We start from the raw sequence: 21,816 nt of genomic DNA, 5'->3' as shown, positions 1-21,816 counted from the left end.
CCGCGACAGCAACACCGCTCGCGGCCGGCACGGAGGAAAGGACGGACCCACATGGTGGAGCGCACGCCGTTGCTGGTGATGAAAGGTGTCACCAAACGCTTTCCCGGCGTACTGGCACTGAACTCCGTCGACTTCGATGTCCGGCCCGGTGAGATCCACGCGCTCGTGGGAGGCAACGGAGCCGGCAAGTCGACGCTCATGAGCGTGGCATCCGGCGCCCTCGTGCCCGACAGCGGCTCGATCCAGATCGACGGCCAAAAGATCACCGAGGTATCGCCGGTAGCCGCGCGGGAACTCGGGCTGTCCATCGCGTTCCAGCATCCCGCGCTGCTGCCCGACCTCACCGTCACCGAGAACCTGATGCTCTCCGTGCCGACCCGGAAGCGGCCACCGTTCTCAAAGGCGACCGAATGGGCACGCAAACGGTTGGAACCAATGGGCATGCCCATCCGCCCCGAGGCGCGGGTGGAGACCCTCACCCTCGCCGAAAAGCAGGCGGTGGAGATCTGCGGCGCACTCGCCTGCGACCCACAGGTAGTGATCTTCGACGAGCCGACCGAACCATTCATGGCAGCAGAGACCGAACAGCTCTTCACCCAGATACGGAGACTGGCAGCCACCGGCGTCGGCATCGTCTACATCAGCCACCGGCTGCCAGACGTGCTCGCCCTGGCCGACCGCATCACCGTCCTGCGAGACGGGCAGATCCGGGGCACCTACAACGCCGCGGAGGTCACCGAGCAGGAGATCATCACGCGCGTCGCGGGACGAGAGGTCGACGCGATGTTCCCGGACCGCGCGCAGGCGCTGGGAGAGCCGGTGTTGCACGTGCGCGGCCTGCGTGCCCCCGGACTGAAGGGCGTCGACGTCGACGTCCGGCGCAACGAGATCCTCGGCCTGGCAGGCGTCGAAGGCAACGGCCAGCGGGAGTTCATCCGTGCCCTCGGCGGCGCCATCGCCGGCAGCGGACACGTACAGGTGGACGGCAAACCCGCTGATCTTCGCACCCCACGGGCGGCACGTGCCTCCGGAATCGTGCTGATGCCCCAGGAACGGCACGTCGAAGGCCTGGCACCGATCCACTCGGTGGGGGAGAACCTATCGATCGCCGCAACTGCACAATCCGCCAACAAGGGCGTGATCCGGCTGTCGCAGGAGCACGAACTGGTGCGCCGGACAATCGCCGAGATGGGCATCAAGACCCCGTCGGCAGACACCGCCGTGAAGACCCTGTCAGGCGGCAACCAGCAGAAGGTCGTGCTCGGGCGTGCCCTCCTCTCCGAGCCCACGGTGCTGCTCTGCGACGAGCCCACCCAGGGCATCGACGTCGGCGTCCGCTCGGACATCTACCACCGCCTTCGCGGCCACGCCAATGCCGGCGTGCCAGTGGTCGTGCTGAGCTCCGACAACGTGGAGCTCGCCGGCCTCTGCGACCGCGTGCTGGTGTTCTCCCGGGGAACGGTGGTCGCCGAGCTCGTCGGGGACGAGGTCACCGACCACGCCATCACCGCTGCCTCACTGACCGAAGCCGGGTCCAACCGCGATGCCTCCGCACCACGCTCCGACAAGCGGCGCGTCGGCCGGCTGACCAGGCTGCTGACCAGCGAGCAGGGCCCCAGCGCATTCCTGTTGCTGGCCATCGCAGCGCTCACACTGGTCGGCATCGGCCAAAGCGACCGGTTCCTGTCGAGCTTTAACATCTCCAGCATGCTGGGCCTGATCGCACCGCTGATCTTCCTGGCAGCAGGACAGCTGTTCGTGATGCTGACCGGCGGAATCGACCTCTCGGTCGGACCGCTCTGCGGCGCCCTCGTCGTCGTCGCCTCCTTCTACCTACGTGACGGTGTGGGCCTGACATGGTGGCTCATCGGCATCGCATTGATGGTCGCGCTCGCCTTGGCAGTCGGGTTACTCAACGGCGCCCTGGTCAGGTTCGCCGCAGTCACGCCGGTCGTGGCGACCCTGGTCACCTACACCGGCCTGCAGGGGTTGTCGCTGCTCATGCGCGACACCCCAGGCGGCACCATCGCAGCTCCGATCATGTCGTTCCTGACCGCGAAGATCGGTCCGGTCCCCTGGGTGATCCTGGCCGGCGTCGCGATGCTGCTCCTGCTTGAGCGTGCCTCCCGACGCACACTCGCCGGGCTGCGCCTGCGCGGCACCGGCTCCGACCACGAGGCAGCGCACCGCCGCGGTGTGCCCGTGGGAGCGGTGTACCTCTCGGCGTACATCGCGTCCGCGCTGTGCACGCTGCTTGGGGCGTTCTTGCTGATGGCACAGATCGGCGTCGGCGACCCCACCGCCGGCACGTCCTACACGCTGGCCAGCATCACTGCCATCGTCCTGGGAGGTGCCTCAGTCTTCGGCGGTCGCGGCAGCTTCTTCGGCGCACTGCTCGGCGTGGTGCTGCTCCAGGTCACCCAAACGACTGCCGTCTTCGCCGAGCTCTCGCAGGCCTGGCAGTACTGGCTACCTGGTCTGATGGCCCTGGCCGCCACCGGCGTGTTCGCTCAGGCGCAGCGTCGGGCAGCCTCGAAGGCCGTCGTTTCGAACCCTGAATAATCACAGGACGTGCGCAGAATCTGTCCGGTGAAGGCCGGTGTCGGACGTGATCCGACACCGGCCTCTGGCCGCTTCGCCGACTACAGATCGTCGGGTTGATCGATATCGCTCCGGCATGTCTGCGTAACGGCGCTCCGATGGCCTCTTGCGGGCCGGAGGGATGAGGTATCCCGACGTTGGCGGCCTGACCGCGCAAGGGCGGGCCAGACGAGAGGTGGTACGGCATCAGACGGCTGACTGGTTCGCCGAGGGTGTGACCGCGCCAGAGGTGGCCCGCCGAGAGACCCCGGGCCGCCAACGGCAGTTACCGACTTCCTCGCCCACACCGGCCTCACCCCGGAGCCCGACTCAACCCAACCATTCAAGATCTCTAGTGCGCTCGCGCACGCCCTTGCGGCGCGCGTTGTCCCGTTGCCGGATCGTCAAGCGGTCCGGGTGCGGAGGCGCCGCGTCAGGGTGGGGATCATCACCGCCGCAGGGACGAGGTGTAGCCCGAGGAGGACGGTGGTGGTGACGGTGTTTGCCTCCGAGAGGAGGGGCGGGACAAACGAGATCGCGGTCAGCGACACTGCCGTCCAGACGAATCGCTCGGCGGGGCGAGCGCTCCAACGAAGAAGAGCGGCGGCAATGACGACGCCCACGACCGAGAAGAAGCCGGTCACGACGGCGAACCCGGGCAACGGGATCGTCTCGCCACCATCGGGCACCTCGAAGTCGACGCCAACGGCCTGGGCGAGCGCAGCGGCGAGGGTGGTGGCCACCATCGCTGCGAGCGTGGCGATGACGCCGGTGACGGCGAGCCCGCGGAGTCGGTGGGTGTGGCTGGCCTGGCCCGATGCCGGGCCTGCGACGGCCCCGGTGTCATTCATGCTGTCCATGTCCTTTCCTCCATCATTCGGTAACTGGCGTACAGGGTGTGTTGACCGGCTTGTGACGGTCCTGGCCCTGGGGGCGACGATGCGCGCCCTCGCCGTGCGACGGCCGGGGTCCGCAGGGCGCGGACGCCGGTGCCACGGGGCCAGAACCCGGCGTCGCGTCCGAGGACCGGCCCGGGCTCGCCGTCGCGCAGCTCCAGCTGCACCCGCCCGCGGGTGACGAACGCGTCGCACCACTGCGCCGCGACCACCGCGACACGCGCGCCACCGCGGCGCGCGCGTCCACACCGGGCCTACTCCGTGCCCTGCGCTGGTAGGCGCTCCGGTAGCCCGAGCCGCGGGAACTGGTCGTCGTGGAACGTGACGATCTCGGTGATCGCCCCGCCGCTGATACGCAGGACGTCGATCGTCAGCGGCAGGTACGCACCCTCCCGCTTCCGCCACAGGTAGAACGCGACAGCGGGCTGCCGGTTCACGCAGGTGAGGACGGCGCGCATGTGCTTCATGCCCTCGAAGCCGTCCTCGACCCAGTCGTTCACCACCGCGTCGCGGCCGACGTACAGGCCCGGCATGGGCGGCATCGAGAACCGGACGTCGTCCCGCAGGAGCGCGGCGAGCCCGTCGACGTCCGTGGCCACACTGGCGTCGGTGTAGCGGCGCACCAGCTCGCGCGTCCGGGTGTCCTCCTCGCCGCCGGTCCAGTCCTGCCGCTCGGCGGGCAGGTGCTCCCGCATGCCGGCGCGGGCCCGCTGCAGCGCGCTGTTCACAGAGTTGACGGAATCCCCGAGGAGCTCCGCGACGTCCTTCGCCGGCCAGCCGAGCACGTCCCGCAGGATCAGCACGGCCCGCGGGCGCGGCGCGAGGTGCTGGACTGCGACCAGGTACGCCAGCTCGATCGTCTCCCGCGCGACGGCGACGGTCTCCGGCTCGTCCGCGTCGCCCGCGGGCAGCTCGTCGAGCAGCCGGTCCGGATAGGGCTGCAGCCACAGCACCTCACCGCCGGTCGCAGGCTCCGGGCGGCGCTTGGCGAGCAGGTCCAGGCAGGCGTTGGTGGCGATCCGGTACAGCCAAGCCCGGAACGTCGACCGCCCCTCGAAGGTCTCCCGCCGCCGCCACGCACGGAGAAACGTCTCCTGCACGGTGTCCTCGGCGTCCTCGAACGACCCGAGCATCCGATAGCAGTGCACGTGCAGCTCCCGCCGGTGCCGCTGCGCCAGCCCCGAGAACGCCGGCTCGTCGACCTCACCCAGGCCGCTCCCGCCCAACCCGCTCACCCCCAGCTCCTCCAGCCGCGTGTCCGCACCCATCACGTCATCCTTCCGCCTCGTCGTGTCCCGCTGTACGTGTGACGGGCGCGGGCGCGACAACTCATCACCAGGGTCGGCCGTCGGCGAGCAGTGCGCGGAGTTTCAGGGCTTCGGCGCCGGCGCTCCGTCCGGCTGTCGACGCGTTCGTCCGACAAATTCGCTACCCGGCGGCCGGAGCGCAGTGATACACAACCGAGGTGCAAAACATTTTGGAGTTCCCCGAGGTCCTGCGGCTGATCGAAGACCGCTCGGCCGCGTTCCGCGCCGCGATCGCGTCCGCCCCCGACCTTGACGTCCAGGTCCCGACCTGCCCGGACTGGACGCTGCGCGAACTGGCGCAGCACCTCGGTGACGGCCGCCGCCGCCAGGCCGCCATCATCGCGGCGGGCCCGGGCGCTGAGCCCCCGGCGAGGACGGACCCGAAGGGCGCCCCGACCGCGCCCCGCGACCGCGAAGCCCTGGACGCCTGGCTCGCCGAGTCGGCCGAGCTCATGCTCGACGCGATGCGCGAGGCCGGCCCGGACCGCGGCTGCTGGACCTGGTGGGGCCGCTCGCAGGCCCCGGAGACCAGCGGAGCCGTGGCCCGGCACCAGATCCAGGAGATCGCCGTCCACACCTACGACGCCCAGCTCACCCAGGGGGCCGCACAGCCGCTGCCGACGGACGTCGCGGTCGAGGGCGTCGACGAGTTCCTGACGACCGTCTCGGCGACGACCGTCCCCTGGCCGTTCAAGCCGGCGACCATCGACCTGCACACGACCGAGGGCCGCTCCTGGCGCCTGACCCTCAACGCCGACGGCGTCCGCTGCGACGACCTCGCCGCCGACGCGGAGCCGGGCGACATGGCGATGCGAGGCGCAGCGAGCGAACTGGTCCTCTACTTCTACGCGCGCGTCCCGCTCGACGGCCTGGAGACCACCGGCGACACCGAGCCGATGGAGCAGCTCGCAGACTGGGACCCGAACGCGTAAAACGCGCACTTGTGACGCATGTCGGTTGTGCGCGCGCTCCTGCGGGCGCAACTGGGCCCGGGGTTAGCGCAGGGCCTCGCGGCCGATGCGGATCACCCGGCCGTGCACCTTGCGCAGGTAGGCGAGCAGTTTGCGGATGGACCAGCGGGTGAAGGGCTGGCTGAGCTTGGTCGGGCGGGTGGTGGCCGTCTGGACGACGAAGTCCTCGTCGTCAGGCCCGGGTTCGTCGCGCTCCCGCCGTCCGGATTCGGGGATCAGCCGCGACATGGCCGACGCGATCGACGGCATCCGGGCGGCGCTTGAGTCCCGGCTGGCCGAGCTGGAGAAGTCAGCTCAGCGTGGCCGCCTTGCGCAGCAGCACTGAGCGTTCGCGTTGGTTGGCGCACAGCCGGGCCGCCAGCTCCAGCTCGGCGCGCGCTTCCGGTCGCCGTCCGAGCCGGGCCAGCAGCTCACCGCGTACGGTCGGGACCAGATGCGAACCGGGGAGCCGGTCCGAGGCGATCAGCTCGTCCACGATGGCCAGGGCTTGCGCCGGGCCCGAGGCCATGGCGACGGCGACGGCCCGGTTGAGCTCGACCACCGGCGAGGGTGCGACCCGGCCGAGTGCCTCGTAGAGCACGACGATCCGGTCCCAGTCGGTTGCCTCGACCGACGGTGCCGACGCGTGGGTGGCGGCGATCGCGGCCTGCAGGCCGTAGGGGCCGAGGCCGCGAGTCGATGCCTTGGCCAGCGCGGCCAGCCCACGGCGGATCGCCGAGATGTCCCACCGCCGCCGGTCCTGGTCCTCGAGCAGGATCGGCGAGCCGTCCGGGCCGGTCCGGGCCGGGAAGCGCGCGGCCGTCAGCTCGCACAACGCGAGCAGGCCGTGCACCTCCGGCTCGTCCGGTTGCAGCGCGGCCAGCGTGCGGGCCAGCCGGATCGCCTCGTACGCGACGTCGGGGCGCAGCAGCCGGTCGCCCGACGTGGCCGTCGACCCCTCGGTGAAGATCACGTAGATGACGCTGAGCACACCGCCCAGCCGCTCCCGACGCTCGGCAGCCGGCGGCAGCTCGAACGGCACCCCGGCCGCCGCGATCGTCTTCTTGCCCCGGGTGATGCGGGCCTGCACGGTCGGCACGGGTACGAGGAACGCGCGGGCGATCTCTTCGCTGGTCAGGCCGGCGACCACGCGCAGGGTCAGCGCCACCCGGGCCTCGGGGGAGAGCACCGGGTGGCAGCTGATGAACATCAGCGCAAGCACGTCGTCATCGATCTTGTCGGGATCGATTTCTTCGTCAACCGTCGAGTTGACCGCCAAGTCGGCCGCCATCAGGGCGTATCGGTCCTGGAGGGCGGTCCGGCGGCGGATCGCGTCGATCGCCCGCCGCTGGGCCGTGGCCATCAGCCAGCCGGCCGGATTCGCCGGAGAGGCGAGCGGCCACGACACCAGCGCCTCGGCCACCGCCTCCTGGGCCGCGTCCTCAGCCAGCCCGAAATCGCCGGTGAACCGGGTCAGCGCGGCGACGATCCGCGCCGACTCGATCCGCCAGACGGCCTCGACATCGGCCGTATCCATCAGATCTGGCCGTTGCTCTCGCGCCCGGCCCAGTCCTTGACGATCACTCGTGGACCTGCGGGACCTCGTCGCTCCCGGGCACCCGCCGGACCTCGATCTTGGACCCGCGGGCCGCCGGGACCCGCTTGGCCCACTCGACCGCCTCCTGTTTCGAGGCGACGTCGAGCAGGAAGAAGCCTCCGAACAGTTCCTTGGTCTCGCCGTATGGCCCGTCCGTGACCACCGGGGCCTCGCCGCTGAAGTCGACCACGACGCCCTGGCCCGGATCGTCCAGCCCTTCCGCCGCGAGGAGAACGCCGGCCTTGACCATCTCCTCGATGAACTGGCGGGTCGTGGCCATCATCTCGTCGATGTTGGCCATCATGGCCGCGTTCGACTCGTCGGTGCCCCGCATGATCAGCAGGTACTTCGGCATCGCGTTCTCCTCGTTCGGCGGGGCCGCCTCTCGACCCTCGCACCCTAACGTCGAACGAGCGGCCCGCGGATCGACACGGCCCCGGAGAAATCTCTCGCCGCGGCCGATCCCTCCGCCCCCCGGTTTCGCCCGTCAGAGCGCTCCCTGAGCGACGGCTGATGCGGATGCCCTGTTGACCAGAAAGCTTAACGTCGCACTTTCGAAGGCGGCGATGCTCAGGCGACCGGCGCATGGTCGACGCCCGGCTCGCCGACCCCGCCCCTCAGTGCTCGCCACCAGGACAAAATGGGTCGCCTCGCCAGCCCGTCCCGCCGTACCTTGTAACTGGATCTTCTTCTCTGACCCACTCACGAGAGGACTTCACCCCGCGTGACGCCGCCTGCTCTCTAGACCCGACACCTTCCCCGTGCATCGGTCGCCGACGTCGCCGTCGGCTCTTTGCCCATGCCTACCGTCAGGTTCTTAGAGAGATCATGTCTACGCGTCCTCACATCGTGCTGCCCTGGGCCCTTCCGCGCACGCGCCTTCCCCTGCTCGTGTTCCGCTGCGTCCACTGCCATTCCGGCCTCGCCGCCATCGGCGACGGGAAGTTCCGCGTCAATGCCAACGGCAAACTCCCCGACATCTGGCTCCTGGTCGCCTGCGTTTCCTGCGACCGCACCAGCAAGAACACCCTTCCCGATCGCCTCCCGGTCCGGTACCTGGATCCGAACCTTCTGGAGGACTACTCCGGCAACTCCTCAACCCTCATCGCCCGCGTCCTTCTCGACCCGCTGATCGCCCGGCGCAACCGGTTCGCCCTAAAGCGGGACTCATGCTGGGAACTGCTCGCCCCGTCCCCTCCCGAAAGCCCCTGGCCCGTCCAGGTTTCGGTCAACTTCGACGAGCCCCTGCCCCTTGCGCCCCGAACAGCTCATCGCCCAGCGGCTGGGCATCAGCCGCGGGGAGATCGCTCGCCGTGCCAAGATCGGCATTCCGCCGAACCGCAGGACTCACAGGGATTTCTCGTTCGTCCGGCTACGAGCCGCCGTGGGCCTGAGCTGGGGCGAAAGGCAAGGTGGCCTTGCCCCGGACTGCATCACGCAGCCGTCCGCGCCCGGGCGCTCATAACCCGGCGCGAACAAAGGTCAGGGCCGGCCCGATACCGGCGACGAAGGTGAACGCCCCGACTCCATCGCCGACCCTGACGGGGTCGGGCCGCCGATCGGGAGTTGGGACTTGACCCCGCGGCTCCGGAGCGGCAACGGTCGGAAGCGCCCTGCTTGCTCTTGAACCGCTTGCCGGCGTGAGGGACTTCATCCCGCGCTGAGGTTGGTGCGGCGGACGATCAGCCAGACGGCGGCGAGGGCAACCGCGGCGAGGCCCAGGTAGCCGCTGGCGACGATCAGGTGGAATACGGGGATCCGGCTGCTCGGCTGATAGGTCACGTAGGTGAGGAGATCGTTGCGGGCTACGCAGTCGGGGATCATAGATCCAGATGGATTGCTGAGGTCAGGGCACATGCGTAGCAGGTCGGCATACGTGACTTCGTGCCCGGGAGAGTGGAACAAGTTCGATGCCGAGTCGGGTCCGATTTGGATGAGGCCGTCGACGACCAGGCCGTTGTGGTCCGAGACGAGGGGGCTTGGTTGGTCGGGGTGCAGGTAGAGGGACAGTGGCTTCATCAGGGTGGGGTAGCGCCACTGGATGCCCAGCATGACGCCGATGAACGCCGCGATGATGCCGAATATGGCGGGGAGCGTACGTCTGATGGCGGCGCCGAGTGCGACGCCGACCGCGAACCAGCAGACGCTACTTGCCAGCGGCAGCATTCCGGTGACCGGGAACACGCTGTCGCCGAACAGGCTGTTGCCGACGATGGTGGCGTGCACGTGGGCAAGATGGTCGGTGACGGCGGCCAATGCCGCGCCGAGGGCCGCCACGAACAGGCCGAGCAGGGCCAGTTTGGTCCACAGCCAGCGCACCGGGGAGACATCCTGGCTCCAGGCCAGCAGCAGCGTCCGCTGCTCGTGCTCGCGGGCCAGTACCGGAACGCCGATGAACACGCCGATCAGCAGCGGGGTGTACTGCACCACCAGCGCCAGGATCTCGGCCTGCAAGATCGGGCCGTAGTCGGCGAAGAGCGCCGCGTACTGCGGAGAGTACGGCGGACACCGCGTGTCGTGGCACTGGTGGTACAGACTCATCATGTCGATGGAGAGGTAGGTCATCCAGCCGACGAGCACGAGCGTCAGGACGAGGGAGCCGAGCAGCGTCCAGCGGTGCTGGCGCCAGGTCAGCCAGACCATGCCGGCGACGCCGCCAGCGCGGCGGGTGGTGGATTCGCGTCTGTTCCGACGGTTCGCGGCCAGCGATCGATGGGTGAGCGCGCTCATGCTGCTGCCTCCAGATCCTTTCGCGCCCGCTGTGACGCCTTGAGGTGGGTGACAATCAGCTCGTCCAGGGAGATCGGTTGGGCGGTCCATCCGGGTGCCACGATGGCGGGCGCGACTGCTGCGTCGGGTAGCTGGATGACGAAGGCCGACTGCCGGCCCGCGTGCTGCGCCTGCAGGATCGTGCCGGGGGCCGGCGGCCGGTCCGCTCGGGGTCCGGTGAAGCGGAGGTGGCGAGCGAGCAGCTGCTCGACGTCGCCGGTCAGCACGGGACGGCCCGCGTCGAGCAGCAGCAGGTGGTCGCCGACGCCGCTGAGTTCGGCCACGATGTGGGTCGAGAGCATCACCGTCATGTCGCTGTCGGCCGTCTCGGCCAGCAGTTCGGCGGTTACTTCGGTGCGGGCCACCGGGTCGAGGTTGGCCAGCGGTTCGTCCAGCAGCAGCACGTCCGGGCGGGACCCCAGGGCAACCGCGAGTGCGACCTGTGCCTTCTGGCCTCCAGACAGCTTGCTGCAGCGGCGGTCCAACGGCACGTCGAAGCGCTCCAGCCAGGACAGCGCTCGCTGCTGGTCCCACACGTGGTTGGTGGACCGTCCGAAGCGCAGCATGTCGGCCACGGTGAAGTCCCGGTAGAGGGGCTTGTCCTGTGCCAGGATCGCGACCCGGCTCCCAGCGTCGGCCGTTCCCCCGTTACCGGAGGCCATGCCTCTCACCACGGCCTGTCCGTTGACGAACAGCGAGCCAGAGGTGGCCGGCAGTATGCCGCTGATGATGCTCATCAGCGTCGACTTGCCCGCGCCGTTGGCGCCGACGAGGGCGATGATGCGGCCCGCGGGCAGATGGAAACTGCACTCCCGCAACGCCCACACGTTGCCGTAGCGCTTGCTCACGTCTCGGGCTTCCACGGCGATGGACTGGCCGTTCATGCGGCGTCTCCCTCCTTACCGAACGCGGCACGCGCCACCGGTTCCGTCTGCGGCGGGCCGTTGCCGGCCTGCGCCTGGCGCAGTGAGTCCTCTGTGATCACCGAGGCGATCAACGCCTGGACATCTTCGGCCTCGAGCCCTGCCTCGCGGGCCTGACCGAGCCACCGGGAAAGGCCGCTACGCAACCGGGCCATGACATGGGGGTCCGCATCGCCCAGCGTCCCGCTGACGAAGGTGCCCGACCCCTGCCTCGCCTCGACCAGGCCGGCCAGCTCCAGCTCGCGGTAGGCCTTCAGCACCGTGCTCGGGTTGACTGTGCACGAGGTCACCACGCTGCGCACGGTGGGCAACTGGTCCCCGGGATGCAGTAGTCCCATCCGTAGCGCCTCGCGCACCTGCCTGATCAGCTGCGCGTATGCAGGGACGCTGTCAGCCCGGTCGACATGAAAGGTGATCACGTCCGATATCCCCTCCATCTGGTATCCGCCTGCGCCCACCGATTGTGCCGGTACAGTAGAACACCGACTAACCCGCACGGCAAGGGCAGCGCGAGCGGCGGGTCGGCTACGACGAATCAATCGAACTCAAAGCTTGGACGGCAGGATCAAACGGCTGGCCGCCACTAACACATGCCGGACCGAGGAAAGCGCCAGATCGATGAGACAAACCAGCGCTAAGCCAGTGAGACAGCCGTGCAACCCGGCAACTCGCCAGCGATCCACGGCGCCAAGATCACTGAGAACCTACAACCGTCCGGCGGAGTATTCGACGACGCGCGAGGGGCGATCCCGGCGTCCGGATCTGCCGCAGACCGCGCGCCCGGTCAGCGCCCCCTCGCGCCGAGAACAGTGATGTTCGGAACCCCGTAAGATACGGCCAGTGGGGTGGGAGGCGCTCGGGCAATGGGGTGAAGACGTCGCTCGCATCGAACCGCTCGCTGGCGGAGTCGCCAACGACGTGTGGAGCGTGCGCGTCAACGGGCACCTCGCGGTCGGTCGTCTCGGCACCAGGAGCGACGCTGATCTTGCGTGGGAGACAGCACTCCTCCAACACCTCGACCGTGAAGGTCTGACCGTGCCGGTCCCGATCCCGACTACGGACGGCCGGCTGTTCGCCGACGGTCTGGTGGTGATGACCTACCTGGAGGGCGGACCGCCCGAGACGCAGGCCGACTGGCGCCGCGTCGCCGGCACGCTCCGCGAGCTGCATCGGCTGACGCAGGCCTGGCCGCAGCGCCCAGGGTGGCGATCGTCGACCGACCTCCTGCACGCCGAGACCGGAACGAAGATCGACCTCGGCGCGATGCCCCCGGAGAGCGTTGCTCGATGCCGGGCAGCGTGGGCGCGGCTCACCGGGCGTCAGACATGCGTCGTCCACGGCAACCCCAACAACCCTGGCAACGTGCGCATGACCGCGAGTCAAGTCGGGCTGATCGATTGGGACGAGTCGCACATCGACGTTCCCGACCTCGACCTCGTGCTGCCCGGCAACGCCGCCGGCCTCGACGACGGCGCGCTCGACATCGCCGGGCAAGCGTCGGCCGCATGGGAAGCCGCCGTCTGCTGGGACGACGAGTACGCAGTCAGGCGGCTCGCCGAAGTTCGAGCGGTCTGAGAACGCGTTCGAGGAGTGGGGTTATCGGCGGTCGAGTGCGCACATCTGCCGCGAGTCGGTCACTACGGAGGGTGGCTGTTGTCTCGACAGGCGTAGGCATAGCGCAGAGGGGCACCAGCGCTGCAGGCCACCTGTCGACCAGGTGATGGGAAAGCGTCGACCGGATCCCTGATGGCCCGTAGTCGTGGACGTCCGGAATGATGACCGTCATGGACGTCGAGGAACTGATCGCGCGCCATCCGCGGGTCTTCCACACGATGTCGGCGACCGCGTGGCCATCGGTGCAACGACACGGCCTCCTGTCCACGCAGCCGTGACGACGGCCACGGTGAGTCGCCGCACCGGGCGGATCTGGGTCCGGGCCCGCCGGACCCGCCGGCTCGTGAGCAAATCGCTCGGCAGCCGGCTGAACGCGACCGCTTCGGCAACGTGCAATGCCTTGATCACCAGCCACGCACTGACGGCGATCAGGACCAGCAGGATGGCGTGCCGCAGATAACGCTGCCACTCGGCCGGTCCGGGCGGCAGCGCGTAGTACAGCGCCCCGGCCAGCAGGACCGCGGCCGCCGGGCGGCGGCAGGCGTGCCGTAGCGGCTCCAGCAGCCACTTGTAGCGGCCACGGGCACCCCGGCGGATCAGCACGCGGGCGACCAGGTCCACGACCACGGCCGCCGCCAGCGTGGCCAACACGATCAACGCGGTACGCATCAGAAGCCGTTCACCGTGATCCCGATGCCGCCTCTCCTGGGCTCGCGACCGCACTCCCCGCGTTTAGGGTTTCATCAGATCCGGTGGCAAGCGGCGGATATCGGGAATGCCAGACGGCCGTGACTGACGTCCGGCGGCTGCCGAACGAGACGGTCGGCCTGCCCGCAGGCTTCCTGCCTGCCGGCGCAGGATGCGTGATCGGCACCCTATGGCCGGTCGCCGACCTGCCGTGGCCGCTCATGCAGGGCTATCAGCTGCTCTTGGGCGTGCTGGAACGTGCGGCTCGGTGCCGTCCCCCGAGGCGCTGCGCGCGGCCGAGCGCTGGCTGGCCGGGGCAGGCGACGCGGAGCTGGCGGCGTACTTCGCGGGCGAGCCCGCGCCCGCCGAGCCACCGCACGACGAGCGTTGGCGATTCGCCGACTCGCATTACTGGGCCGGGTGCTGTCGGGCTGGTGCAGGATGCGGGCAAGGTGAACGCGGTCCACACGCGGAAGGTACATCGGCGCGGTTGTGTTCGGTCCGCCGGAGCGTCTCTGCGGCCTCATCCCTGGCCGTGACAGATGCACGGATCTACCGCCGTCCGTGGATGCTGGCCGATCAAGAGCGGTCACGATCCGTAGCTGGCCACTGGGTCGAGCGGGAATCCTGAACTGCCGAGATCAGTGCATTAGTGTGTGAGGGATGCGGCGCGTCGGGAAGCTTCGATAATTCGTTGCGCGCTTGTTGGAGGTGGCCGTCCGGCACGTACTCGGCGCGGCGGGTGTGGGTCCGGCCCGTAGCGGCGGGTGAAGGGGATAAATGGTTTGCACAGGCGCCGGGCTGAGAGTTTGACTGCTCGCCGTGTCTTTCCCCTCACCGATCTTCGTTGCGGGTACGGGTCGTTCGGGAACGTCGCGGATCGCTGACATCATCGGCGAACATCCGCTGATCCATCGGATTCCCATGGAGACCCGGTTTCTCATCGATCCGGGTGGCCTGCGGGACCTGGCCGACGCGCTCACCGATCGATACGACCCCACCGTCGGTGAGGACGCCCTGCGCCGGCTGAGCGACTTCCTCACCGTACGGGTGCCGGGTCGGCGCGACGATCGCGGCAAAACCGTTCCCGAGCTGGTCGGCGAGCGGCGCTACCGGGACGCGGTGCAACAGCTGTGGCCGCAGTTGATCGCGGACACATACGACGAACCTGCGCCCGCGGAGGGCTTCGGGAACGCCGACCGGCCTGCCGGGCCGTTCGAGCCGCTGAGCCGCCGGCGGGTACTTCCCAGGTATTTCAGCGACCGGGGCGAACTGCTCGGAATCTTGCGGGGCCTGATCGACACCATGTTCGGCGGAGCAGCCGCCGACGCGGGCAAGCCGACCTGGTGCGAGAAGACACCGTTCAACCTGCTGTGCATGGAGTTCCTCTGGGAACTGGTCCCCGAAGCGACCATCGTGCACATCAAGCGTCACCCGGTCTCAGTGCTCGCATCCCACCTGGCCCAGCCATGGGCACCGCCCACCGTCGACGGCGCGCTGGCCTACCTCAAGCCGGTCTACCACCGATGGCTCACCTGGAAGAACACGGTCGACCTGACGGGCAGGCGATACATCGAGGTGAAAGCAGAAGATCTCGCAGTCGACTGGCCTGGGCAGCGCCGCGCCCTGTTCGAACGGCTCGACGTCGACGACTTCGCCACCTCTTCAACGTTTCAGGCGCACAAGCTGACGAACCGCACCAACCAATTCGACGATGAAACCCGCGAGTTCATCGAAGAAGAACTCGGCAAGGTCATCCCGGCCATGGGATATGAGTGACGGCTTTGGCTCTCCACCTTGACGACGTCGCGTCGCGCCCCTCGATCGCCCGGTAAAAGCTGCTTCAGCCCAACCGCATCGCAGACCACTCGTTCCTAACTTCCGGCCGTCTTTTGAGCCCGCGCTTCTGGGCGGGTGCACGCTTCTGCCGCTATCCGAGCGTTACGGATCGTGACCACTGGCGTCCGGAGGAACGTCCGGACCTGTCGAGAAGAGTGCATCCCACCTTGAGGCGTTGTCACCGTTCCAGTACCTGTGGGGTCACTGTTCAGCGTTCGGGGACGGACGGGCCCGACTGTGCCGAGCGGTATGCGCGTGCGGCCGTGGACGAGGTGGCGGCCAGCTGTGGACGGGTCGGCAGCCAGACGGTTTGAATGCCGAGTTGCTCGTTCATCGCGGCGAGTTGGTACTCGTGGCGTAGGTCCGTGGCCGTACGGAGGCCGCGGACGATGACGGTGGCGCGGCGGCGCAGGCAGTAGGCGGTGGTCAGGCCGGTCCAGGTGTCCACCTCGACGTTGCCCCAGGCTGCCGGCATGGCGTCGCGCACGTGTACGGCCCTGGTCGTGGCTTCGGCGGTTGGTCGCTTGTCGGCGCTCACCGCCAGCAGCACGATGATCTGGTCGAATATCTCCCGGGCGCGGGCCACCAGGTCGCGGTGCCCCGGGGTGAACGGATCGAACGTACCGGGATAGACCGCCAGCGAACCGTGTACCGGCACTGCTCCACGGTCCGACGTAGCCGTCACCGCGACTCCAACCACATGGCCACGATCATCCCAGTCGTACATGTGCCGACCGGACGGTGGGCCTTGTCGTCACCGCCGACCACCGCCTGATCTGACGCAGTCCGTGCGTGCTGGCCGATCAAGAGCGGACATCCTGAACTGCCGATGAGCGCGCACCCGGACGGTGCTGTACGGCCTTCGGGTTCGCTGGCTGTGTGAGATGTCCCACTCTCGTCGTCGTGTCCTGGTTGCCCGGGGAGGTTGACCATGTGGTGATGACCTCCTCGCCTCGCCTGCCGGACGTCGGTGGCCGACTGGATCCGACCGGCGTGGCTACCGTGCCCGGTGGGGAGTCGGCACCCGCCCGTGGGTACCTGCTGGACAACGCGCGCGCCGAGGCGGGCGAGCGATTCGTTTGGCTGGCCGAGCTGTTCGACGGTGTGACGCGCGCGCACTTTGATCGGCTTGGGGTCAGGGCTGGCTCGCGCTGCTGGGAGGTGGGGGCTGGTGGCCGCAGTATCCCGGAGGCGCTCGCGGCGGCCGTCGGTCCGACCGGGCACGTGCTGGCGACGGACATCGACCTGTCGTGGCTGAAGGCAGGCGACGGGTACGAGGTGCGCCAGCACGACGTCGCCGCTGATCCGCCCCCGGAGCCGGGGACGTTCGATCTGGTGCACGCCAGGCTCGTGCTGGTCCATGTACCCGATCGGGCTCGAGCGTTGGCCACGATGGCGGCAGCGCTACGGCCCGGCGGTTGGCTGCTGGTCGAGGACGCCGATACCGCTCTGCAGCCACTGGCGTGCCTGGACGACAGCGGCCCTGCGCAGCGGCGGGCCAACCGGCTGCGCGACGCGGTCCGGGAGTTGCTGACGCGCCGCGGCGCGGACCTGCGCTACGGCCGGACGCTGCCGCGAGCATTGCGTGAGGCGGGCTTGGTAGATGTCGCCGCGGTGGGCTCGTTCCCGGTCGGCGGGCTGGCCTGTGACCGGTTGGAGGCGGCGACCATACGGCACGTGCGCGGTGAGCTGCTCGCGGCCGGGTTGGCCGACGACGCCGAGATCGACGCGCACCTGGCCGCCATCCAGGCCGGCGAACTCGACCTGACTCTCGCGCCGCTGATCTCGTCCTGGGGACGCCGTCCGGCAGAGCACCCGCCGACACTTGGTTAGGGACGGATCCTGGCGTTGTCCAACCTGCTCGACCTCATCGTGGCGAGCGACCGCGCCGCGGCCGAGCGTGCCACCAAGGATTGACCGAACTACTCCCGCCCGTGGGCGTGAGACCTCGAAGATCGGCCCCTGCCGGTAGGTTAATTCCGCCCGCGATGTGGCGGCCTTCGTGCTCGCCCTGCACCGGGTGGAGCCGGCCGGCGGCCCGCTCAAGCCACCGGGTACCCGCGGGTCCGCCCTGCGCCACGCCGATGAAGCCGTCCGCCGAGTGCTGCCCCGGCTCGCCGAGCATGACGACGGCTTCGACGTGACCGCGGCCGAGGCGGCCTGGGACGTCTGTCTGGCTGCTCCCGTGTGGGACCGGGACCCCGTATGGATCCACGGTGATCTGCAACCGGGCAACCTGATCACCGACCGCGGCCGGCTGGCCGCGGTCATCGACTTCGGCGCACTCGGTCTCGGCGATCCGGCGCCGGACGTGGCTCCGGCGCTCTGGACCTTCACCGGCGCGGCCCGGGAAACCTACCTTCGAAGCCGTCGACCACCGTCTCCGTCGGCTGGACGCGGCCCGCGCGGATGTGCGGGACATGGAAGTCCTCCAGCTCGCCCTGGACGTTCGGTAATCGCCGACGACGACACCTTCCAGCGTGGGCCTCCAGAACGCCTGTGATTTGGTTGTCACCACCGATGCCCGCGCGATTGCTGCGGCGAGACTTGCATCGGACCAATCTGCATTCAAACTTGCGTTTGCGGTGAAGCGGCGCGGGTCAGACTGACCTTTGCCCGTGGGGAGTTCGCCTAGCTCGCCCCGACGCGCCGATATCCGCCGCTGACCCACTCGGCGACCAGGTCACCATACGCCTCGGGTGCTTGCTCCCACGCAAAGTGACCGGCGTCGAGAGGATGAATCTCGCTGTTAGGAAGGAGGTCGTGGAGGTACTGGTTGTTAGACCACGGCACGAGGTCATCATCGCGTCCGGCGAGGATCTGGGTCGGCGTAGCGATCGTCGGGAGAAGGTCGCGCAAGACCCGGTTCTGTTCTGGGTAATGCCGCACGAAGCGAGCTGACTCGGCGAAGCGCCCGAGGTCGTAGGCGCTGACATAGTCCTCGTGGACTTCGGGCTCGCTGTCGCTTGCGGCGCCCGCCTCGACCGCGTGACCGATGTTGGCCCTGGCATCCAGCCCGCGCACGACGTCAAGACTCGGCGCTTCGATGATGTTCTTGAGTGAGCCGCCCGCTTCGATCGGAAAGCGGACCGCGCCGCTCCCGATCGTCAAGCTCGTCACTCGCTCCGGCGTGCTCGCCGCAAGGAAGAGCGCCGCTGCCGTTCCGACGTCCGGACCGACGATATGAGGAGACCCGAGGGCCCATTCGTCGATCAGACGGGCCAGGAACGCTCCCGAAGTGTCCGGTGCGATCAGTCCCGGGCGGCCATCGGAATGGCCGAATCCCGGCATGTCGATGGCGACGACCCGCCCGACTGCTGAGACGCGGCGCCAGATGCGACGGAAGGCCCAAAGGGTTTCGGGCCACGGCGCCAGCAGCAGAACCGTGATATCCGAGTCTGCTCTGTTGTCGGCGAACCTCACCCGCACCCCGTCGCAGACTCGGAAGTAAGTAGCGATCGGCGAAACCGCCTCGGCGCTCATCTGATGGTCTCCTCCTTCAGCGCCCTCAGACTGTCTGGTCCATCGGCGATCGGCCCACCGGTCTGCGTCGCTCCTGGGACTTCTGCCATAGCGACTCTCCCTGCCCTCGGCCTGTCGCCGCAGCCGAACAGGAGAACACGTATGAGCAGCGACGTGATCATCGGGCACGACGGGAAGCCACGGTGGGCTCGGGCATGGCCGACGATGCTTTCCGCAGCCGTCCAAGCGGTGCCCTGAGTGCAGTGTTGTGGTACGTGCTCCAAACGGCAGCAAGCACCATTCGAGTTCGCCCGGCAGACCGCAGGTGCAGGTGATCAGGTGAGTCCGGCATCCTGATCTGCCGCCGTCCGTGCGTGCTGGCTGATCAAGAGCGGTCACGGTCGGTAGCTGGCTGCTGAGTCGAGCGGGCATCCTGAACTGTCGAAGAGAGTGCGTGCTCTCGCCCATCGATACGGCTTCCTCTTACGCTGATCTTCCTCTTACGCTGATCCGCCAGGGAAGGGAGATGCGGTGCCAGCATCCGAGGTAACAGGACCACAGAGTGGACAGGCCGCGCGGAGCCGGTTCCACGCGGGGAGCGTCCGTGGCACTACGCGACCCTTGTCGATCATAGCGGCGGTCCTCGTTACCTTGGCCATCGTCATTCTGTCGCCGTTCCTGCTCGGCGTGCTCAACACCTTCGACATCTCGGACTGGTCGCGGCGCAGCGAGATTGGACAGACGTACGGTGCAGTCTCGGCCGTCCTCTCGGCCCTAGCGTTGGGAGCCGTGGCTGTGTCGGTTTCCATTCAAGCCAGGCAGGCAAAGGCTAGCCAGATCCAAGCGGTGCGCCAATTCCATCTCGATCTCATCCGCATGGAGTTGGACGACCTCCAAACGTACCTCCCATGTTGGGGGCCGCTCGATCTGCCAAGCCGGGCAGCGCAGCAGCGGCACATTTACACCAACCTCGTGTTCTCCTACGCTTCCATGGGCTACAACGTCGGTGAGATCTCGGAGCCGTGGCTCAGGGACATGTTGATTGGAATGTTCCAGAGCGAGTCTGCGAGGCGGTACTGGCTGATGGCTCGGGAAGCCTGGGTTGCCTCTGCTGCGACGAATCGACGAGGCCGCCGGTTCGTCGCCATCGTTGACGACGAGTACCGCCGGGCGGATGCAGCAGGTCCGCCGGCGATTGCCGAGGAGCCAGCTGTTGTTTACAGCGCGAGCATCGAACCCGAGCAACCGGTTACTGTCCCGATCCAGAGATCGCGCCGCGTCGCCGCGGGAAGTCTCCTCCTTGGCGCCGGCGTGGGCCTTTTGATCGGGCTCGCACTTGACCGCCGGCAACGCCGCGAACGATGAGGCCGCTACTGTGACAGCTTGGCGGTGCACCCGTCGCCACTTGGTGGCCCCGGCGTGAGTGCCTGTCGTGCCGAAAGTAGTGCGTCTGATCTTGTGTCCAGAGTCGGCTCACTGCAGCGCCCGGCACCCGCTTCGCAGCCACCTGGTCGGCGGCGCGGAGTTGTCCGTGACGAGGGCCCATCGGGATGGCATCACGGCCCACGCGAGGCCTCGGTGACCGTGGCCGTTACGCGCCCGCGGAGTCCGCGGTCTCCCATCGCAGCAGGGCTGGCAGTCGAGGGCTTCGCAGAGTGCGGCGAGGGTGGTGAAGCGGACGGCCTTGGCGGGGCAATTCTTCAGTACGGCCAGGTTGGCGGGTTGTGATGTCGACGTTTGGCGAGTTCGCCCACGGACATCTTCCGCTTGGCGAGCATGACGTCGATGTCGACGGTGATCGGCATCAGATCGCCTCGTTCAGCACGGCCTGCATCTGCGCCGCCTGACGTCGCGAGGCGTCGTTGGGCGGCGCTCCCGCCGCTCTGTGACCCGTGCCACATGCAGTTCCTGTCAGCAATCGGGGCGCCGTTCCGCTCAACTCACGGAAGCAAGCGAACCGACAGGAGCAACACATGAAGCACCGCATCGTCGTCCTTGGCGCCGGCTATGCCGGGGCCCACGTGGCCGGGAACCTGGCCCGCCGGCTGTCCCCGGCGGACACCGAGATCACCGTGGTCAACGCCGAGCCGGACTTCGTCCAGCGGCTGCGGCTGCACGAGCTCGCGGCCGGCCATGAGATCAAGGCTCCGAACCTCGCCGACGTCTTCGCGGGCACGGGGATACGGCTGCGCCTGGCCCGTGTCACCGCCGTCGACCCCGAGCGTCAGGTCGTCGCCGTGGCCGACGCCGACGGTGGCGGCGAGCTCGGCTACGACACGCTTCTCTACGCGCTCGGCAGCCACGGCGACGACCGCGGCGTCCCCGGCGTGGCCGAGCACGCCTTCGACATCGCCGCCCGACCCTCGGCGCTGCGCCTGCGCGAGCGCCTGGACAGCATGGGCAGGCGGGGCGAAGGCGGGAGGGTGCTGGTCGTCGGCGACGGGTTGACCGGCATCGAGACCGCCACCGAGATCGCCGAAGCCCGGCCCGGCCTGTCGGTGGCGCTGGTCGCCCGCGGCGGGCTGGGCGCCCGGCTCTCCGCCGGAGCCCGCAGCCACCTGCGCCAGGCCTGCGCCCGGCTGGGCATCACCGTCCTGGAGCACACCACCGTCGAAGCCGTCGAAGCGACACGGGTGCTGTGCGCCGACGGCACCGCCCTGGCGTCCGACGCCACCGTGTGGACGGCCGGGTTCGCCGTCGGCCCCATCGCCGCCGCCAGCGGGCTGGAGGTCACCGAGAACGCTCGGATCGTCGTCGATCGCACCATGCGGTCGGTGTCGCACCCGAACGTCTACGCCGCCGGCGACAGCGCCTACGCCATCGGCGACAACGGCCGGCCGCTGCCGATGTCCTGCGCTTCGGCCGGCTTCACTGGCCAGCAGGCCATCGAGGCGATCGTGGGACGCCTGACCGGCCGCAAGATCGCGAACACCAAGCTGGTCTACCCGGGCAACCACATCAGCCTCGGCCGGCGGGACGGGATCCTGCAGCTGGTCGACAACGAAGCGCAAGCAAAGCCGAAGTACGTGGGCGGCCGAACGGCCGCGCGGATCAAGTCGGGCATCCTCAAGATCTCGCTGTGGGCCACCTCGCACCCCACCTTCGGCCTGCCCAAGCGCAAGCACCGCCTGGCCGCCGCGCCGCATGCGTCCGCCAAGAAGGCGGTCGGCGTAGCCGCCTAGGGTGATCCGC

The 21,816-nt window shown here is 68.7% G+C and carries 21 protein-coding genes; 9 read left to right on the top strand and 12 right to left on the bottom strand.

Annotation, left to right across the window (positions count from 1 at the left end):
* The first annotated feature begins 51 nt into the window (after positions 1-51).
* On the top strand, positions 52-2,562 hold the full coding sequence (locus A6A27_RS16405; protein WP_073835485.1) for an ATP-binding cassette domain-containing protein: 2,511 nt from the start codon (positions 52-54) through the stop codon (positions 2,560-2,562).
* A 422-nt stretch (positions 2,563-2,984) separates the two neighbouring features.
* Here A6A27_RS16405 and A6A27_RS45920 read toward each other — a convergent pair whose 3' ends face one another.
* Together A6A27_RS45920 and A6A27_RS16390 are read right to left on the bottom strand one after the other, a co-directional pair.
* Positions 2,985-3,440, bottom strand: a complete 456-nt coding sequence (locus A6A27_RS45920) for a DUF6069 family protein (protein WP_241825286.1) — start codon at positions 3,438-3,440, stop codon at positions 2,985-2,987.
* Between the two features lie 290 nt (positions 3,441-3,730).
* Positions 3,731-4,744 (bottom strand): RNA polymerase subunit sigma-70, encoded by a 1,014-nt coding sequence (locus tag A6A27_RS16390; protein ID WP_073835484.1) that lies wholly within the window; start codon positions 4,742-4,744, stop codon positions 3,731-3,733.
* A gap of 197 nt (positions 4,745-4,941) precedes the next feature.
* On the opposite strand from A6A27_RS16390, the gene A6A27_RS16385 reads away from it, so the two are divergent.
* Positions 4,942-5,715: a maleylpyruvate isomerase N-terminal domain-containing protein gene (locus tag A6A27_RS16385; protein WP_073835483.1), complete on the top strand. Its 774-nt coding sequence runs from the start codon at positions 4,942-4,944 to the stop codon at positions 5,713-5,715.
* Positions 5,716-5,778: 63 nt separating this feature from the next.
* On the opposite strand, the gene A6A27_RS16380 is transcribed toward A6A27_RS16385, so the two are convergent.
* Genes A6A27_RS16380 through A6A27_RS16370 form a run of 3 tightly spaced genes read right to left on the bottom strand, consistent with a single transcriptional unit; the run spans position 5,779 to position 7,685 of the window.
* Positions 5,779-6,003 carry a hypothetical protein gene (locus A6A27_RS16380; RefSeq protein WP_198940323.1) on the bottom strand — a complete coding sequence of 75 codons (225 nt, stop codon included), beginning with the start codon at positions 6,001-6,003 and terminating at the stop codon, positions 5,779-5,781.
* Between the two features lie 40 nt (positions 6,004-6,043).
* Entirely contained in the window at positions 6,044-7,270 is a 1,227-nt protein-coding gene (locus tag A6A27_RS16375; RefSeq protein WP_143194023.1) for an RNA polymerase sigma factor, read from the bottom strand.
* Between the two features lie 43 nt (positions 7,271-7,313).
* Complete coding sequence (locus A6A27_RS16370; RefSeq protein ID WP_073835481.1) at positions 7,314-7,685, bottom strand: YciI family protein; 372 nt, start codon at positions 7,683-7,685, stop codon at positions 7,314-7,316.
* 230 nt (positions 7,686-7,915) lie between these two features.
* On the opposite strand from A6A27_RS16370, the gene A6A27_RS16365 reads away from it, so the two are divergent.
* Positions 7,916-8,845, top strand: a complete 930-nt coding sequence (locus tag A6A27_RS16365) for a DUF1062 domain-containing protein (protein WP_338013288.1) — start codon at positions 7,916-7,918, stop codon at positions 8,843-8,845.
* Between the two features lie 135 nt (positions 8,846-8,980).
* Here A6A27_RS16365 and A6A27_RS16360 read toward each other — a convergent pair whose 3' ends face one another.
* Genes A6A27_RS16360 through A6A27_RS16350 form a run of 3 tightly spaced genes read right to left on the bottom strand, consistent with a single transcriptional unit; the run spans position 8,981 to position 11,441 of the window.
* Complete coding sequence (locus A6A27_RS16360) at positions 8,981-10,150, bottom strand: ABC transporter permease (protein ID WP_241825284.1); 1,170 nt, start codon at positions 10,148-10,150, stop codon at positions 8,981-8,983.
* A complete protein-coding gene (locus tag A6A27_RS16355; protein WP_073835478.1) occupies positions 10,057-10,983 on the bottom strand; it encodes an ABC transporter ATP-binding protein in 927 nt (308 codons plus the stop codon). The genes A6A27_RS16360 and A6A27_RS16355 overlap by 94 nt, the downstream gene beginning before the upstream one ends.
* The gene (locus tag A6A27_RS16350; RefSeq protein WP_073835543.1) at positions 10,980-11,441 is read right to left on the bottom strand and encodes a GntR family transcriptional regulator; all 462 of its coding nucleotides are present in this window, start codon (positions 11,439-11,441) and stop codon (positions 10,980-10,982) included. The genes A6A27_RS16355 and A6A27_RS16350 overlap by 4 nt, the downstream gene beginning before the upstream one ends.
* 421 nt (positions 11,442-11,862) lie before the next feature.
* Between A6A27_RS16350 and A6A27_RS16345 the strand changes: the two genes are divergently transcribed.
* Positions 11,863-12,597 (top strand): phosphotransferase enzyme family protein, encoded by a 735-nt coding sequence (locus tag A6A27_RS16345; RefSeq protein WP_073835477.1) that lies wholly within the window; start codon positions 11,863-11,865, stop codon positions 12,595-12,597.
* Between the two features lie 207 nt (positions 12,598-12,804).
* On the opposite strand, the gene A6A27_RS16340 is transcribed toward A6A27_RS16345, so the two are convergent.
* Entirely contained in the window at positions 12,805-13,305 is a 501-nt protein-coding gene (locus A6A27_RS16340; protein ID WP_198940322.1) for a hypothetical protein, read from the bottom strand.
* An 840-nt stretch (positions 13,306-14,145) separates the two neighbouring features.
* Between A6A27_RS16340 and A6A27_RS16335 the strand changes: the two genes are divergently transcribed.
* A complete protein-coding gene (locus A6A27_RS16335) occupies positions 14,146-15,102 on the top strand; it encodes a sulfotransferase family protein (protein WP_143194022.1) in 957 nt (318 codons plus the stop codon).
* Positions 15,103-15,370: 268 nt separating this feature from the next.
* On the opposite strand, the gene coaD is transcribed toward A6A27_RS16335, so the two are convergent.
* On the bottom strand, positions 15,371-15,820 hold the full coding sequence (coaD, locus tag A6A27_RS16330) for a pantetheine-phosphate adenylyltransferase (protein ID WP_241825283.1): 450 nt from the start codon (positions 15,818-15,820) through the stop codon (positions 15,371-15,373).
* A gap of 281 nt (positions 15,821-16,101) precedes the next feature.
* On the opposite strand from coaD, the gene A6A27_RS16325 reads away from it, so the two are divergent.
* The gene (locus tag A6A27_RS16325) at positions 16,102-16,995 is read left to right on the top strand and encodes a methyltransferase domain-containing protein (RefSeq protein ID WP_083672644.1); all 894 of its coding nucleotides are present in this window, start codon (positions 16,102-16,104) and stop codon (positions 16,993-16,995) included.
* 157 nt (positions 16,996-17,152) lie between these two features.
* A complete protein-coding gene (locus A6A27_RS16320) occupies positions 17,153-17,665 on the top strand; it encodes a phosphotransferase (protein ID WP_073835476.1) in 513 nt (170 codons plus the stop codon).
* Between the two features lie 128 nt (positions 17,666-17,793).
* On the opposite strand, the gene A6A27_RS16315 is transcribed toward A6A27_RS16320, so the two are convergent.
* A complete protein-coding gene (locus A6A27_RS16315) occupies positions 17,794-18,645 on the bottom strand; it encodes an alpha/beta fold hydrolase (protein ID WP_073835475.1) in 852 nt (283 codons plus the stop codon).
* A 630-nt stretch (positions 18,646-19,275) separates the two neighbouring features.
* Between A6A27_RS16315 and A6A27_RS16310 the strand changes: the two genes are divergently transcribed.
* The gene (locus tag A6A27_RS16310) at positions 19,276-19,989 is read left to right on the top strand and encodes a DUF6082 family protein (RefSeq protein WP_143194021.1); all 714 of its coding nucleotides are present in this window, start codon (positions 19,276-19,278) and stop codon (positions 19,987-19,989) included.
* 108 nt (positions 19,990-20,097) lie between these two features.
* Here the strand turns inward: A6A27_RS16310 and A6A27_RS47460 are convergent, their stop codons facing one another.
* On the bottom strand, positions 20,098-20,328 hold the full coding sequence (locus A6A27_RS47460; protein WP_443189974.1) for a helix-turn-helix domain-containing protein: 231 nt from the start codon (positions 20,326-20,328) through the stop codon (positions 20,098-20,100).
* A gap of 269 nt (positions 20,329-20,597) precedes the next feature.
* On the opposite strand from A6A27_RS47460, the gene A6A27_RS16300 reads away from it, so the two are divergent.
* A complete protein-coding gene (locus tag A6A27_RS16300) occupies positions 20,598-21,806 on the top strand; it encodes an NAD(P)/FAD-dependent oxidoreductase (RefSeq protein WP_073835473.1) in 1,209 nt (402 codons plus the stop codon).
* Positions 21,807-21,816: the final 10 nt, after the last annotated feature.

Source organism: Micromonospora sp. CB01531 (genome assembly GCF_001905095.1).
Taxonomy (GTDB): domain Bacteria; phylum Actinomycetota; class Actinomycetes; order Mycobacteriales; family Micromonosporaceae; genus Micromonospora.
This window is presented reverse-complemented; position numbering and strand designations above follow the sequence as displayed.